General features: G+C 60.1%; 15 protein-coding genes. 5 read left to right on the top strand and 10 right to left on the bottom strand.

Annotated features, from left to right (window positions below):
• Nucleotides 1-102: 102 nt before the first annotated feature.
• From BMZ10_RS17510 to BMZ10_RS17480, 7 genes are all read right to left on the bottom strand, one after another.
• Nucleotides 103-1,239, bottom strand: a complete 1,137-nt coding sequence (locus tag BMZ10_RS17510; RefSeq protein ID WP_093464979.1) for an AGE family epimerase/isomerase — start codon at nt 1,237-1,239, stop codon at nt 103-105.
• Between the two features lie 247 nt (nt 1,240-1,486).
• The gene (locus BMZ10_RS17505; protein ID WP_093465611.1) at nt 1,487-2,059 is read right to left on the bottom strand and encodes a HupE/UreJ family protein; all 573 of its coding nucleotides are present in this window, start codon (nt 2,057-2,059) and stop codon (nt 1,487-1,489) included.
• Between the two features lie 42 nt (nt 2,060-2,101).
• Nucleotides 2,102-2,716 (bottom strand): urease accessory protein UreG, encoded by a 615-nt coding sequence (gene ureG, locus BMZ10_RS17500; RefSeq protein ID WP_062378949.1) that lies wholly within the window; start codon nt 2,714-2,716, stop codon nt 2,102-2,104.
• 62 nt (nt 2,717-2,778) lie between these two features.
• Nucleotides 2,779-3,453 (bottom strand): urease accessory protein UreF, encoded by a 675-nt coding sequence (locus tag BMZ10_RS17495; RefSeq protein ID WP_093464976.1) that lies wholly within the window; start codon nt 3,451-3,453, stop codon nt 2,779-2,781.
• Nucleotides 3,450-3,950: an urease accessory protein UreE gene (ureE, locus tag BMZ10_RS17490; RefSeq protein ID WP_093464973.1), complete on the bottom strand. Its 501-nt coding sequence runs from the start codon at nt 3,948-3,950 to the stop codon at nt 3,450-3,452. Before ureE ends, BMZ10_RS17495 begins: the two co-directional genes overlap by 4 nt.
• Nucleotides 3,951-4,166: 216 nt before the next feature.
• Nucleotides 4,167-4,799 (bottom strand): TetR family transcriptional regulator, encoded by a 633-nt coding sequence (locus BMZ10_RS17485; protein WP_093464970.1) that lies wholly within the window; start codon nt 4,797-4,799, stop codon nt 4,167-4,169.
• 127 nt (nt 4,800-4,926) lie between these two features.
• Nucleotides 4,927-5,196, bottom strand: a complete 270-nt coding sequence (locus tag BMZ10_RS17480) for a hypothetical protein (protein WP_093464968.1) — start codon at nt 5,194-5,196, stop codon at nt 4,927-4,929.
• A gap of 306 nt (nt 5,197-5,502) precedes the next feature.
• Here BMZ10_RS17480 and BMZ10_RS17475 point away from each other — a divergent pair, with 306 nt between their 5' ends.
• The gene (locus BMZ10_RS17475; RefSeq protein ID WP_093464965.1) at nt 5,503-7,569 is read left to right on the top strand and encodes an AsmA family protein; all 2,067 of its coding nucleotides are present in this window, start codon (nt 5,503-5,505) and stop codon (nt 7,567-7,569) included.
• A 552-nt stretch (nt 7,570-8,121) separates the two neighbouring features.
• Here BMZ10_RS17475 and BMZ10_RS17470 read toward each other — a convergent pair.
• Nucleotides 8,122-8,658: a ferritin-like domain-containing protein gene (locus BMZ10_RS17470; protein ID WP_093464962.1), complete on the bottom strand. Its 537-nt coding sequence runs from the start codon at nt 8,656-8,658 to the stop codon at nt 8,122-8,124.
• A gap of 176 nt (nt 8,659-8,834) precedes the next feature.
• Nucleotides 8,835-9,173, bottom strand: a complete 339-nt coding sequence (osmE, locus tag BMZ10_RS17465) for an osmotically-inducible lipoprotein OsmE (RefSeq protein WP_093464959.1) — start codon at nt 9,171-9,173, stop codon at nt 8,835-8,837.
• Between the two features lie 253 nt (nt 9,174-9,426).
• Between osmE and BMZ10_RS17460 the strand changes: the two genes are divergently transcribed.
• Both BMZ10_RS17460 and BMZ10_RS17455 read left to right on the top strand, forming a co-directional pair.
• Nucleotides 9,427-10,317, top strand: a complete 891-nt coding sequence (locus BMZ10_RS17460; protein ID WP_093464953.1) for an esterase/lipase family protein — start codon at nt 9,427-9,429, stop codon at nt 10,315-10,317.
• 59 nt (nt 10,318-10,376) lie between these two features.
• Entirely contained in the window at nt 10,377-10,613 is a 237-nt protein-coding gene (locus tag BMZ10_RS17455; RefSeq protein WP_093464950.1) for a hypothetical protein, read from the top strand.
• Nucleotides 10,614-10,617: 4 nt separating this feature from the next.
• Here BMZ10_RS17455 and BMZ10_RS17450 read toward each other — a convergent pair whose 3' ends face one another.
• Nucleotides 10,618-11,505 carry a DMT family transporter gene (locus tag BMZ10_RS17450; protein WP_093465608.1) on the bottom strand — a complete coding sequence of 296 codons (888 nt, stop codon included), beginning with the start codon at nt 11,503-11,505 and terminating at the stop codon, nt 10,618-10,620.
• A gap of 149 nt (nt 11,506-11,654) precedes the next feature.
• Here BMZ10_RS17450 and BMZ10_RS17445 point away from each other — a divergent pair, with 149 nt between their 5' ends.
• Both BMZ10_RS17445 and BMZ10_RS17440 read left to right on the top strand, forming a co-directional pair.
• Nucleotides 11,655-11,945 (top strand): PsiF family protein, encoded by a 291-nt coding sequence (locus tag BMZ10_RS17445; protein ID WP_093464947.1) that lies wholly within the window; start codon nt 11,655-11,657, stop codon nt 11,943-11,945.
• 235 nt (nt 11,946-12,180) lie between these two features.
• A complete protein-coding gene (locus BMZ10_RS17440) occupies nt 12,181-13,191 on the top strand; it encodes an AI-2E family transporter (protein WP_093464944.1) in 1,011 nt (336 codons plus the stop codon).
• Nucleotides 13,192-13,304: the final 113 nt, after the last annotated feature.

Here is a 13,304-nt window from a genome sequence, read left to right as displayed (position 1 = left end):
TGTGGGAGTGAGCTTGCTCACGAAGACGGTATTCCAACCGCTGCATCTCCAGCGGGTGTACTCCTCTCTCCGCGAGCGAGCCCGATCCTTCATGAAATCAGCTCAGGCGTTGAAGTACTCGGCCAGCCCGAGGTAACAGGTCGCCAAGTGATACGGCGTGGTGGAGGGCATGTCGCTGCGGCTGATCCGGCCTTGACTGTCCAGGCACTCATTCCAGCCGCCGGGATGCAGGAAGCGTTGCTGCAAGGCGTCCAGTTGACGCGCGAGCAGATCTTCGCTGCCCGGACGCAGCGTCAGCGCCCTCAGGTATTCAGCCTGAGCCCAGATGCGCTGGGTGGCGTCCTTGACCGAACCGTCCACTTCCAGCATGGCGGCGACCGCGCCGGTTTCCTTGTCGACACCCTGCGCCTGTGCGTGAGCAAATGCCGTGGTGAGCGAGCCGTGCAAGGGCGTGCCACGCAGGTGTGCTGAAGCCTCCAGCAGATAGAACCACTCGAATTGATGACCTGGCTCCGACCAGTTATCCCCAGCCTCCAGCGGTTTCTCCAGCATGACGCCGAGTTCGACATCAACGAAACGCCGCTGCATGCCTTGCGCCAGCGCATCGAGCGCCGCCAGCGTGTCGGCGTCTTCCCGCACCTCCAGAGTGGCCAGAAACGCTTCGGCCAAATGCATCAAAGGGTTTTGCAGAGGGCCAGCGTCAAGCGATGACCAGTCTTCGGCCAGCACGGATTCGTACAATCCGTCCCCATCGGCAAAGCGCTCGGCGATGACCGTCAGCGCAGCATTGAGTACCGATTCGACCAGCGGCTCACGGACCTTGCCCCAGTAATGCGCGCAGGCGAAGACGATGAAGGCGTGGGTGTAGAGGTCTTTGCGACGATCCAATGGCGCGCCCTGTGGATCGATGCTGTAGAACCAGCCGCCATGCTCGGCATCGTGGAAGTGCCGCTGTAACGAACGGAAGAGCGCAGCGGCGCGTTCGCCTGCTTCAGGCACGGCCGAATGACCTATCAGGCTGGAAAACAGAAACAACTGACGCGCACAGGCCATGGCCCGGTAGCGCTGGGGCGGCAATGGCTGATGCTGGGCGTCAAGCGCCTCGAACGGCAACGCCATCTCCGCATTCCACCCCGGGCCCTGCCACAACGGCACAACCACACGCATGAAGTGTTGTTGTACCTCGGCGAATAGGGCGGACAGTGAGGACTTGGCGGTAGAGAGGGAAGCGTCAGGCATCGGATGGCGTCACGGCAGGGGTCAGATTGCGCGACATGGTAGCAGGAGGCGTGCATGACGGGGTGAATGGCGGATCGATTGATCTGCGCGGTTTGTAGGAGCGTGGCTTGTCCCGCGATCGGCGACGAAGTCGTCGTCAAACCTGGGCATGCAGTCTGCCTGACATACCGCGCCATCCGATTCTGCTGCCGCTGCGCGCCAGATCGCGGGACAAGCAACGCTCCTACAGGATTAGCGTCCTTTCAGATCAGCCGGCAAACAACCACACGCCGGTAGCCGCCGACACTGCACCGGCTACTCGAACGATCGGTGCGGCGGCGGTCGGCAGCAAGCGCACAACGGCATAACCCGCCGCATGCAGCGCAGCGGTTGCGCCGACGAATCCAAGGGCATAGCCCCAAGGGCTCGACATTTCAGGCAGTTCCAGGCCATGCGCCACGCCGTGGAACATCGCGAACAGGGCCGTTGCACCGACAGCCATGAACAGTGGAGGACGCACGGCCAGCGCGACTGCCAGGCCCAGCGCAAACACGGAGGCCGCGATACCGCTTTCCAGTCCCGGCACGTCCAGGCCTTCAAAACCCAGCAGGCCGCCGATCAGCATAGTGCCGACGAATGTGCACGGCAGTGCCCAGCGGGCGGCGCCTTTCTGCTGCGCGGCCCACAGGCCGACAGCAATCATCGCCAGCAAATGATCGAGTCCGCCCAGCGGGTGGCTAATGCCGGCAACCAGACCACTTTCATCGTGGCCCGGATGCGCGAACGCCAGAGCGGGGGCAAGCAACAACGTGGCTGCGCCGAGGAATTTTTTGTAGTTCATGGACATGAAGGGTTTTCCTTGAGGGCCTTGGAATGGATGAAATCAGGCAGCGGTCAGCAGGCCCTGGCGCTCGATGAAGGCGATGATGTCCTCCAGGCCATGGCCGGTTTTCTGATTGCTGAACACGAACGGCTTGTCGCCGCGCATCTTTTTGGTGTCGCGGTCCATCATTTCCAGCGACGCACCCACCAGCGGCGCCAGGTCGATCTTGTTGATCACCAGCAGATCGGATTTGCAGATCCCCGGACCCCCTTTGCGCGGCAGTTTGTCCCCGGCTGATACGTCAATGACGTAGATCGTCAGGTCCGACAATTCAGGACTGAACGTCGCCGACAGGTTATCGCCACCGGATTCGACGATGATCAGATCCAGTCCTTCGAAGCGGCGATTCAGTTGGTCCACCGCCTCAAGATTGATCGACGCATCTTCGCGAATCGCCGTGTGCGGGCAGCCGCCGGTCTCGACGCCGATAATGCGCTCGGGCGCCAGCGCTTCGTTACGCACCAGAAAATCGGCGTCTTCGCGGGTGTAGATGTCGTTGGTCACGACCGCGAGGTTATAGCGCTCGCGCAGGGCCAGGCACAGGGCGAGGGTCAGCGCGGTCTTGCCCGATCCGACCGGGCCGCCGATACCGACACGCAAGGGTTGGCTGTTCATTCAGTGCTCTCCGTTGATCTTTTTTTGCGATTCGTGGTGGTGCGACGGTCAGGACCCGCATCTCAGGACCGAAACAGCCGGCTGTATTGCCGCTCATGCGCCATGCTTGCCAACGACAGGCCGAACGGGGCGCTGCCGATGTGTTCGGGATCGAGTGCCGAGGCGTTCTGCTGGGCGTTCTGCAGCAACGGCAACAGCTCGCTGGTCAGGCGCTGCGCGGCTTGCTGGCCCAGCGGCAGGGTTTTCATCAATACTGCGAGCTGGTTTTCCAGCCAGCTCCACAGCCACGCCGCCAGCGCATCCTGTGGACTGATTTGCCAGGCTCGCGCGGCCAGCGCCCAGCCGAGGGCCAGATGCGGTTCGCCGATCCGCTGCAGAAAGTCTCGCGCCGGCTCATCGAGTTCAGGCAGGCCATTGAGCAGTTGCTGGAGCGAATAACCCATCTGGCGACTTTCCAGATGCAGCTCGCGGGTTTCGCGGCTGGCGCGGTGTTCTTCACTCAACTGCATCAAAGCGGCCCAGTCGTTTTGCGCCGCGGCATTGCAGTGAGCCAGCAACAGCGGGGCCTCGAAACGCGCGAGGTTGAGCAGCAACTGATCGCCAATCCAGCGCGCGGCGCTGGGCGGATCGGTGACCCGGTGCTGTTCCACCGCCATCTCCAGTCCCTGGGAATAGCTGTAGCCGCCGATCGGCAGCTGCGGACTGGCCAGACGCAGCAGCGCCCAGGCCTTGTTCATTTGCGTACGCCGAACTGGTGAATGCGCGGCGCGTAATTGAAGTCCTCTTCACCCGCACGCGAGTGGTGGTGACCGCCGCCGTAGGCGCCGTGTTCCGGTTGAAACGGCGCTTCGATGGACTCGGTCCTTGCCCCCAACTGGTCGAGCATCGCCCTGAGCACGTAGTCGTCGAGCAGTCGCAGCCAGCCGTCGCCGACTTGCAATGCCACGTGGCGGTTGCCCAAGTGGTAGGCGGCGCGGGTCAATTCGAATGCACTGCTGCAGGTCACATGCATGAGCTGCTCGGGGCGAGCGCAGACACGCACCACGCGTCCGTCCTCAGCTTCAAGAAAGTCGCCGTCACGCAAAGGCTGCTGACCGCGCTCAAGGAACAGCCCGACATCTTCACCTTCGGCACTGAAACAGCGCAGACGGCTTTTGCTCCGGGCTTCGAAATTCAAATGCAGCTCGGCGGCCCATTCGGCTTGGGGTTCGATTCGTTTATGAATCACCAGCATCGGAAAATTCCAACAATGTGCGATGCGATTGGTAGAGCAAGTGGCTTGCCAACAGGCAGCGTAGACAGAATTTGCCTACAGACATTGCAGATGTGGTTGAGGATGGGGCGCAGGCGTGGGCGGTTTTGGTGCCGTGAGGGTTTTTATGCACTGATTAAGGGCGTTCTACCAAGCAACAGGACCTCGCAGAAATCCCGCCGTTGCGACAGGGGGGAGTTACTCGGTGCTGCCCAATCCTTGCCAGCGCTTGGCGCCTATAAAAATGAAGCGTAGCTGCTGGGTAATTTTGGCGCGGGGCGTGAGGTGCTCCGCAAGCGTGAGAGGAGGCGGGTCAATCAGTTCGGGCAGCATCGCGAAGACGCTCTTGACCACCAGATCGGCCATCACGGAAAGGTCATCGGTATTGAGGTGCTGAAACTTGGGCATCGACGCCAGATCAGTCGCCAGGTCGGCGATGATGGCTTCTCGCAGCGTACCGAGTGCCTGACGCACCTTGAGCGAGCCGCCATATTGCTCGCGGGCGAGAAACAGAAACTGCGAGCGATTGGCCGCTACCACGTCCAGGAAGATGCGCACCGACGCGTCGATGATACCGCTGTTGATGTTTTCGTTGTGGCGCACCAATCGAATGGTTTCGCGGAACGTCTGGCCGACCTCGCTGACCAGCGCCAGGCCCAGATGATCCATATCGTCGAAATGCCGGTAGAAGCCGGTGGGCACGATCCCGGCGGACTTGGCCACCTCGCGCAGGCTCAGACTGCCGAAGCCTCGCCCGCTCTCCATCAGGCCCCTGGCTGCATCGAGCAGGGCGTGGCGGGTCTGCTGTTTCTGTTCGGCGCGGGGCAACATGAGGCGTGCGTATCTGAAGTAAGGATGGGCAGCACTCTAACAAATGCGTTTGCGCTGCGTCGAACCGGGTTTATTCAGGCATGAAAAAGCCCGGCGCACGGGCCGGGCGTTTCACGAAAGCGCAAACTCAGGATACGCGCTGATATTGCTGAATCAAGCGATCAGGACCATTGTCGGCAACGCGCTGATAACGGCGAGCCAGGTTGTTGCAATTATCGTCACCAGCCACACGTTGATACTGGTTGATCAAGCGGTCCGGACCGTCCTGAGCCAAGGTTGGCAAGCCAGCTGCCTGAGCCGATTTCACTTCGCCGAGCACGGGCTGTTCGCTGGCAGGCATCGCGAATGCGCTCGAGGCGAGAAGTGAAAGGGTCAGGGCAATCAGTTGGCGCTTCATGACGTGGTGTCTCTAAGAGGGTGGTCTGTGAACATGTTGGCGATTTTACCGACGCACTCCGGATAAAGAAGTTTAAAGAGCTGATGGTGACCATCGATAAAAATGATTCAGCCGCCGAGGCCTTGCATGACGCGGCTTTCAGCGCTTTCGGGCAGCCCGTTCGACACGGGCTTGCACGCGCGTGCGGAACTTTACGAGCAGTGATTTCCAGATTTCATCAAACCCATAGGGCTTTTGTCAGTCGAACGGCTTAGACGTGTAAGACGCAGCCAGGAAGGGGCGTCGGTATTTTGGGGAGAAAACGCAATGACGCGAGGCCGTAAGATTTTCGCCTGGACAGCCGCCATTCTGGTGCTTCTGCTGGCCATCCTGATCATTGTGATCGCCACCTTCGACTGGAACCGGCTCAAGCCGACCATCAATGAAAAGGTCTCTGCAGAGCTGCATCGACCGTTCGCCATCAACGGCAATCTGGCTGTGCTCTGGCGGCGCGAGCCTGAAGAAGGCGGTTGGCGGGCATGGGTGCCTTGGCCTCACCTGTCGGCTGAAGACATTGCGCTGGGGAATCCCGAATGGTCGAAAAATCCGCAAATGGTCACCCTCAAGCGTGTCGAACTGCGCCTCTCGCCCTTGCCGCTGCTTGCCCAGCGCGTGGTGATTCCGCGCATTGACCTGACCGAACCCAATGCCAGAATCGAGCGCCTGGCCGATGGTCGTGCCAACTGGGTATTTGACCTGCCAAAAAGTGACCCCAACGCCGATCCGTCAATCTGGGTGGTGGATATCGGATCGATCGGGTTCGACAAGGGGTTCGTCAGCTATAACGATCAAATGATCAACACTGCGGTTGACGTGGTTATCGATCCATTGGGCAAGCCGATTCCGTTCAGTGACATTGTCGGCAGCAGTGAAGCCAAGAAGGTCCAGGACAAAGGTGCCTCGGCGCAGGACTACGCATTTGGATTTAACGCCAAAGGCCAGTATCACGGACAGAAGCTCAACGGTACCGGCAAAGTGGGCGGCCTGCTGGCGCTCAAGGACGCAGCCTTGCCGTTCCCGGTGCAGGCGGATGTCAGCGCGGGCAATACGCGCGTTGCCGTGGCCGGTACTGTCACCGACCCACAGAATCTGGGCGAACTGGACCTGCGGCTGAAGCTGTCCGGCGACAGCCTGGGGAACCTGTACCCCTTGACCGGCGTGACGCTGCCCGATTCTCCACCGTACTCAACCGATGGTCGCCTGATTGCCAGGCTGCACGATGCGGCGGGCGCCTCGTTTCAGTACAAAGGCTTCGACGGCAAGATCGGCGATAGCGACATCCATGGCGATCTCGGGTTCGTCGCCAGTCAGCCACGGCCCAGACTCACGGGCGCGCTGGTGTCCAATCAACTGCTGATGGCTGACCTCAAGCCACTGATCGGCGCCGATTCCAACGCCGAGCAGAAAAGCCGTGGCGGCGAGAGCAAGCAACCGGCGGACAAGGTCTTGCCTGTCGAGGAGTTCAAGACCGACCGCTGGAGCGCGATGGACGCTGACGTGGAATTTACCGGCAAGAAGATTGTGCAAAGCGCCGAGTTGCCTTTCACCGACCTTTACACCCACGTGATCCTCAACGACGGTCAGTTGAGCCTGCAGCCACTGCGTTTCGGCGTAGCAGGGGGCAAGCTCGACGCGGATATCAAACTCAACGGCCACACCCAGCCGTTGGAAGGTCGCGCAAAACTGACGGCCCGCAACTTCAAGCTCAAGCAGCTGTTCCCGACGTTCGAGCCGATGAAAACCAGTTTCGGTGAGCTTAATGGCGATGCCGACATCAGTGGCAAGGGCAACTCGGTCGCTGCGTTGCTGGGCACCGCGAACGGGGAGCTGAAGATGCTGGTCAACGATGGCGCGATCAGCCGCGACCTGATGGAAATTGCGGGCCTGAACGTGGGCAACTACGTCGTCGGCAGGCTGTTCGGCGACAAGGAAGTGAAGATCAACTGCGCGGCATCTGATCTGGGCATCAAGGACGGGCTGGCGACGACCAGGCTGTTCGTGTTCGACACCGAGAACGCAATCATCTACATCGACGGCACAGCCAATATGAAGACCGAGCAGCTGGACATGAAAATCAGTCCCGAGTCCAAAGGTTTCCGCGTGTTCTCGCTGCGCTCGCCGCTGTATGTTCGCGGACCGTTCGTCAAACCGAGCGCCGGCGTGCAATCAGGTCCGCTTTTGTTGCGCGGCGCGGGCATGGTTCTGTTGGGCGCTGCGGTAGGCCCCGCGGCCGGTTTGCTGGCACTGGTCGCGCCAAGTGGCGGCGAACCGAACCAGTGCGCTCCATTGCTTGAGCAAATGCGTTCGGGCAAGGCGCCAAAGACTGTTCAGTAGTTTCGACATGTAGTCTCGACATGCGCTGATCAAGCCTCTGGGACTGAGCCAACTGTCTTACTGTCCCATCGATCGACGACGTACGCCTTCCCGGCTGAAGCCGGTCCTACGAAAAGCTAGCGGCGACCGTAGGACCGGCTTTAGCCGGGAGGAGCCGGTGCAGGCTGTTGAGATGCAGTGGTTGGAAGTCAGCCTTCGTTCGATGGCTGCCCTGAGCAAGCTCACTCCCGCCGAGATGTGCGGTGTCGGCTTACGCTGCGGACAAGCCGCAATTGCGCAGGACAAACCAACAGCCGTGAATCCTGTCGGCAAGCCGCTTCTGCCGCAGGCGTAAGAGCGTGGCTTGCCCGCGATCTGCCGGGAATTGGCAGCAAAATCGGTGAATGCTGGGTGTCAGGCGTAATGCCGCGTCTGGTTTACACCTGCTTCGCGGCTGATCGCGGGCGCGTACAAGACAATTGGCTCAATCCCACATTTTTGCAGCGTGCACATATTGGCGACCCATAAAAAAGCCAGGACGCAGGTCCTGGCTTTTTGCATTGCTGCTCGACGTTACAGGCCGTCAAGAATGTCCGCCATGTCATCGGCGTGTTCTTCTTCCTGCGCCAGGATCTCTTCGAAGATCCGGCGGGTGGTCGGGTCTTTGTCGCCGATGTACTGGATGATTTCGCGATAGCTGTCGATTGCGATACGTTCAGCAATCAGGTCCTCGGTGACCATTTCTTTCAGCGTGTTGCCCGCGACGTATTGCGCGTGAGAGTTCTTCGACAGCAGGTCGGGGTTGAGCTCGGGCTCGCCGCCCAGTTGCACGATACGTTCTGCCAGCTTGTCGGCATGCTCGGCTTCCTGCTCGGCGTGCTCCAGGAATTCGGCTGCTGCTACCTGGGCTTTCACACCTTTGGCCATGTAGTAATGGCGCTTGTAGCGGAGCACGCAAACCCATTCGGTCGCCAGCGATGCATTAAGCAGGCGAATGATTTCTTCACGGTCGCCGTCGTAGCCTTCGGTCACGGCACCGTTTTCAACGTTGTGGCGCGCGCGCTCTCGCAGGGTACTGACGTCGGTCAATTGCTGTACTTCGCTCATCATTATCTCCAGGGGCTAATCCGGTTGCCGTCTCGCTCTTGATGTCGCTGCCGTGTGATGCCTGACAGCGGCCCGGCAAGATCGGGTCTTAAGGTGTGAGTGGCTTGCGCGGGCAAAAGTTTTATTTGTTTTCGAGGTCGCCGCCGCGCCGCCACTCCAACCGCTGGGCTTGCGTCGTGTTACATCGTTTTCTCGTTGGTTTCACGCTGCTCGCAGGTCATGAAGCCCTTGCTGTCAACACGGCCATTGGCGTCGAAGTTCACGTAGTAGGCCTGCTGATGGCCTTCTTTGTTGAGGATGTAGTTGTTGCAGGTGCCTGGATGCACCTTGCGCTGCAAGCGTGTGGACGGCTCGCCGCCGATGGTCAGAACCTGCTGCTCGGTCATGCCGGTGTCGACTTGCTTGACCAGCGGCTCATTGCGATAGGTCGCGAAGTCCACCGGGTTCTGCAGGGTTGTCGACGTACAGCCGGCCATTGCGGCCATTGCAAACACGACTGCCAGAGATTGCTTGTACATAACCGTCACTCCACAGGAAAGGCCACGCTGGCCGATGCAGTTATGAGCGGTGGGCAAGTGAAAGAGTTCGATCGAATTGATGGCGATGGGGCATTACACGCATTTGTCATCATTGAGGAATGGTTTGCGGCTAGTGTCTGTATGGGCGCGCTTTCTCACGAAGTTGTCGATGCAAGCGCAACAAGCCGTCGCCAGCCAGAGGCCTTCGCGGGCAACCGCGCTTCTAAAAATACAGCACAAGGATCAGTCGCTCATGACGCAAGAACAGGCCACGCGTTATCCGATCGTGCTGGTTCCAGGTTTGTTGGGATTCGTGAAACTGGTGGTATATCCCTACTGGTTCGGCATCGTGCCGGCGCTGCGCAAGGGCGGGGCGACGGTGATCCCGGTAATGGTCTCGGCGGTCAACTCCACTGAAATACGCGGCGAGCAACTGTTGGCGCGCGTACAGGAAATCCTAAGGGAAACCGGTGCTGCGAAGGTCAACCTGATCGGCCACAGCCAAGGCGCCCTGACCATCCGCTACGTGGCCGGGGTTCGTCCCGACCTTGTCGCGTCGGTCACCTCCGTTGCCGGACCCAACCATGGCTCGGAACTGGCGGATTATCTGGAAGCGCACTATCCCCCCCACACCGTCAAAGGACGTCTGGTCAACGCGGCGATTCGCCTGACCACCTTGCTCATGGGCCTGCTGGATACGGGCTACCGCGGAACCCGGCTGCCCACCGATGTCGATGCCGCGCATCACTCGCTGACCACTTGCGGCGTGGCACGCTTCAACACGTTGTTTCCTCAGGGATTGCCGAAAACATGGGGCGGGCAGGGCGAGGAGCTGGTCAACGGCGTGCGCTATTACTCCTGGTCGGGCACCTTGCAGCCAGGGCGAACGGATCGCGGTAAGAACCGGTTCGATACCACTAATCTCACCTGCCGAATATTCGCTCGCACGTTCACGAAAGAGCGGGGTCAATCTGATGGCATGGTCGGGCGATTCAGTTCGCACCTGGGCACTGTCATCGGTGATGACTACCCGCTCGACCATTTCGATATCGTCAACCAGCACCTCGGTCTGGTGGGCAAGGGAGCCAATCCCGTGGGGTTGTTTCTTGAGCACGCCGCACGTTTGAAAGCCGCTGGTCTTTGACATTGCAGCCGTTGTTCGTGATCAGTCGATCCATCAGGGATCGCTAAGGAAGTGAGGCGATGAGCGAAAGAGAAACGTACGAAATCGAATACACACTGGCGGGCGAACATCATGTCGATGTGATCGACAACCTGGATGTGCCCATCATTGCGGTGGTCCACGAGCTGGCGCACAAGCACCACGTTGCGGTGGACGACGATCCACTGGATGCAGGTAATCCGCGCGTTGACCTTCCGCACGTGGCGGGGATCACCGACGTCTCGATTCACGCCGCCGGCAGCGCCGACGAAGCCTGATCAGTCAGCGCTGCGGATGGGCTTTGCGCAATGGCGTGGTCCAGCGTTCCGCCAGGATCACGCCGCCAAGCGTCAGTGCTCCGCCAATGAAGTGATACGACGCCAGTTGCTCGCCCAACGCCAGCGCCGCGACCAGCGCGGTGAGGATCGGCACCAGGTTGAAGAACAGTGTCGTGCGGCTCGGGCCCAGAATGCCGATGGCCTTCATCCACAGGAACGGCGCCACCATTGATGTCGGGATGCACGCATATAGCACCAGCGGAATGTTGCTGGGGTTGAGCCCGGTTTTTGGCGACAGCGCAAACAGTGGAAACAGCGCGACGATGGCCACCAGTATCTGCAGGTAAAGCAGCTGCAGCGGCGGCAAGCGCAGCTGCCATTTCTTCAGCAGCGTGCTGTAGGTTGCGTAGGCGAGGGTCGCGATCAGCATCATCAGATCACCCAGATTCACGCCGTGGGCGATCAGTACGCCCCAACTTCCCTGAGAAACCACCAGCAAAACGCCTGCAAACGAGACGATCGCGCCGATCAAAGCCCCGGCCGTCAGTGCCGTGCCGAGCGTGGCGATCGACATGCCCAGCGTCATGACGGGTACCAGGGACAAGATGATCCCCATGTTGGTGGCCGTGGTGATATTCGCGGCGTAGTACGCCAGGCTCTGATAGATCGCCATGCCCAGCACGCCGAGAATCGCGATCTTGCCGATCACCGGTTTGATCTTCGCGCGATTGCGCAGCACGGGTCCGAGAAGGAACGGGGTGAACAGCAAACCGGCCAGCACCCAGCGATAAAATCCGATCTCCGCAGGGAATATTCGACCTGCGGCTGCTTTGGTAATGACGTTATTGCCTGCCCAGATCATGACCGTGAGCAGTGGATAAAGGTATTGCATGGCGGCGCCGCGAGTTGAATGAGGCGCCATTATCGGCTTGTCACAACGGGCGTCCAGTCCAGGGTGCGGATTGCATGAAATATACCGCAACATTTTTGACTACACTGCTCAGAAAGCTGCGCGGGGCGCGGCGGTCCTGGAGAAAGTCGATGAAAATACTGCGTGCTCCATTGCTGGTCATGGGCTTGCTGATGTGTGCTCAAGGTTATGCCGCCACCGCGCAACAGCAGAAGATGACCACCTGCAACGCTGATGCGACGGCCAAATCGTTGAAAGGCGACGAACGCAAGGCCTTCATGAGTACCTGCCTGAAGGCCGCGCCAGCGCCCGCCGCGACTCAGCAGGAAAAGATGAAAACCTGCAACGCCACTGCGTCGACACAGGCGTTGAAGGGCGATGAGCGCAAGGCTTTCATGAGCGATTGCCTGAAGAAAAAGTGACGCATTTGTCACCCGATCATCGCCACGGTACAGGGGCTGAGAGAGCGAATGCATTCGCCTGGCGGCAACGAAACCGATGCGGGTGTGATGCCCGCATTGGCCGATGGCGAAGGAAGTCGCGTCCGGAGGTCGCTGCATGACAGCCCGCGCGACTAACGACGCGTCTCGACGCTGGTTCTCGACCGGGAAGGCTGGCAGACTGCCCATCTTTTCAAGCCGCTCGTTTTGAGGCTGTATGCCAACGTTTTCGCCGCGTCATGTGTATCTGGCCAGTTGCATCCTGGTGTTCGGTGGTCTGCTGCTGGTGTTACCGCTCAAACTCCTGCCCAGCCTTCTCGCCGGTTTGCTGGTTTATGAACTGGTCGACATGCTCACCCCACAACTGCAACGTCTGATCGCCGGCGAACGGGCGCGTTGGCTGGCAGTGGCGTTGCTGGGCACGCTGGTGGTCAGTGTGCTGGCGTTGCTGTTTGCCGGTGCGATCAGTTTCGTGCTGCACGAAGCCGAGAATCCGGGCGCTTCGCTGGACAAATTCATGATTCTGGTTGATCGCGCACGCGGTCAGTTGCCGCCCTTCATCGACAATTACCTGCCCGCCAGCGCCACCGAATTTCAGGTGTCGCTCAGTGCCTGGCTGACCAAGCACATCGGCGAGTTGCAGTTGCTGGGCAAGGGCGCTGCGCACATGTTCGTCACCCTGCTGATCGGCATGGTGCTGGGGGCAATCATCGCGCTGCAACGCATTCCCGATGTCACCAAACGCAAGCCGCTGGCCGCCGCGCTGTTCGAGCGTTTGCACCTGCTGAGCCAGGCGTTTCGCAACATCGTTTTTGCACAGATCAAGATATCGCTGCTCAACACCGCGTTCACGTCGGTTTTCCTGGCAGTGATCCTGCCGTTGTGCGGCGTGCACCTGCCGCTGACCAAGACGCTGATTGTCCTCACCTTCCTGCTCGGGCTGCTGCCCGTGGTGGGCAACCTGATGTCCAACACGCTGATTTTCATCGTCGGCATGTCGCTGTCCATCTGGGTCGCGCTCGCGGCGCTGGGTTACCTGATCGTGATCCACAAGGTCGAGTATTTCCTCAACGCACGGATCGTCGGCGGGCAGATCAGCGCCAAGTCGTGGGAGTTGCTGCTGGCGATGTTGATATTCGAAGCAGCGTTCGGCCTGCCGGGCGTGGTGGCCGGGCCGATCTATTACGCGTATCTGAAAAGCGAGTTGCGCAAGGCCGAGCTGGTCTGACTGCAGGAAAACACTGCCTGTAGGAGCGCGCTTGCCCGCGATCGGGTTCTGTCAGACGACATCCATGTCGCCTGTTCAGGCCTCTTCGCGGGCAAGCGCGCTCCTACGGTTCC

The organism is Pseudomonas sp. NFR16 (assembly GCF_900108875.1).
Classification (GTDB): domain Bacteria; phylum Pseudomonadota; class Gammaproteobacteria; order Pseudomonadales; family Pseudomonadaceae; genus Aquipseudomonas.
This window is presented reverse-complemented; position numbering and strand designations above follow the sequence as displayed.

What these genes read in the sequence shown, in the direction of transcription:
- BMZ10_RS17510 (WP_093464979.1), bottom strand. Translation starts at nt 1,239, where the DNA reads ATGCCTGACGCTTCCCTCTCTACCGCCAAGTCCTCACTGTCCGCCCTA.
- BMZ10_RS17505 (WP_093465611.1), bottom strand. Translation starts at nt 2,059, where the DNA reads ATGAACTACAAAAAATTCCTCGGCGCAGCCACGTTGTTGCTTGCCCCC.
- ureG (WP_062378949.1), bottom strand. Translation starts at nt 2,716, where the DNA reads ATGAACAGCCAACCCTTGCGTGTCGGTATCGGCGGCCCGGTCGGATCG.
- BMZ10_RS17495 (WP_093464976.1), bottom strand. Translation starts at nt 3,453, where the DNA reads ATGAACAAGGCCTGGGCGCTGCTGCGTCTGGCCAGTCCGCAGCTGCCG.
- ureE (WP_093464973.1), bottom strand. Translation starts at nt 3,950, where the DNA reads ATGCTGGTGATTCATAAACGAATCGAACCCCAAGCCGAATGGGCCGCC.
- BMZ10_RS17485 (WP_093464970.1), bottom strand. Translation starts at nt 4,799, where the DNA reads ATGTTGCCCCGCGCCGAACAGAAACAGCAGACCCGCCACGCCCTGCTC.
- BMZ10_RS17480 (WP_093464968.1), bottom strand. Translation starts at nt 5,196, where the DNA reads ATGAAGCGCCAACTGATTGCCCTGACCCTTTCACTTCTCGCCTCGAGC.
- BMZ10_RS17475 (WP_093464965.1), top strand. Translation starts at nt 5,503, where the DNA reads ATGACGCGAGGCCGTAAGATTTTCGCCTGGACAGCCGCCATTCTGGTG.
- BMZ10_RS17470 (WP_093464962.1), bottom strand. Translation starts at nt 8,658, where the DNA reads ATGATGAGCGAAGTACAGCAATTGACCGACGTCAGTACCCTGCGAGAG.
- osmE (WP_093464959.1), bottom strand. Translation starts at nt 9,173, where the DNA reads ATGTACAAGCAATCTCTGGCAGTCGTGTTTGCAATGGCCGCAATGGCC.
- BMZ10_RS17460 (WP_093464953.1), top strand. Translation starts at nt 9,427, where the DNA reads ATGACGCAAGAACAGGCCACGCGTTATCCGATCGTGCTGGTTCCAGGT.
- BMZ10_RS17455 (WP_093464950.1), top strand. Translation starts at nt 10,377, where the DNA reads ATGAGCGAAAGAGAAACGTACGAAATCGAATACACACTGGCGGGCGAA.
- BMZ10_RS17450 (WP_093465608.1), bottom strand. Translation starts at nt 11,505, where the DNA reads ATGCAATACCTTTATCCACTGCTCACGGTCATGATCTGGGCAGGCAAT.
- BMZ10_RS17445 (WP_093464947.1), top strand. Translation starts at nt 11,655, where the DNA reads ATGAAAATACTGCGTGCTCCATTGCTGGTCATGGGCTTGCTGATGTGT.
- BMZ10_RS17440 (WP_093464944.1), top strand. Translation starts at nt 12,181, where the DNA reads ATGCCAACGTTTTCGCCGCGTCATGTGTATCTGGCCAGTTGCATCCTG.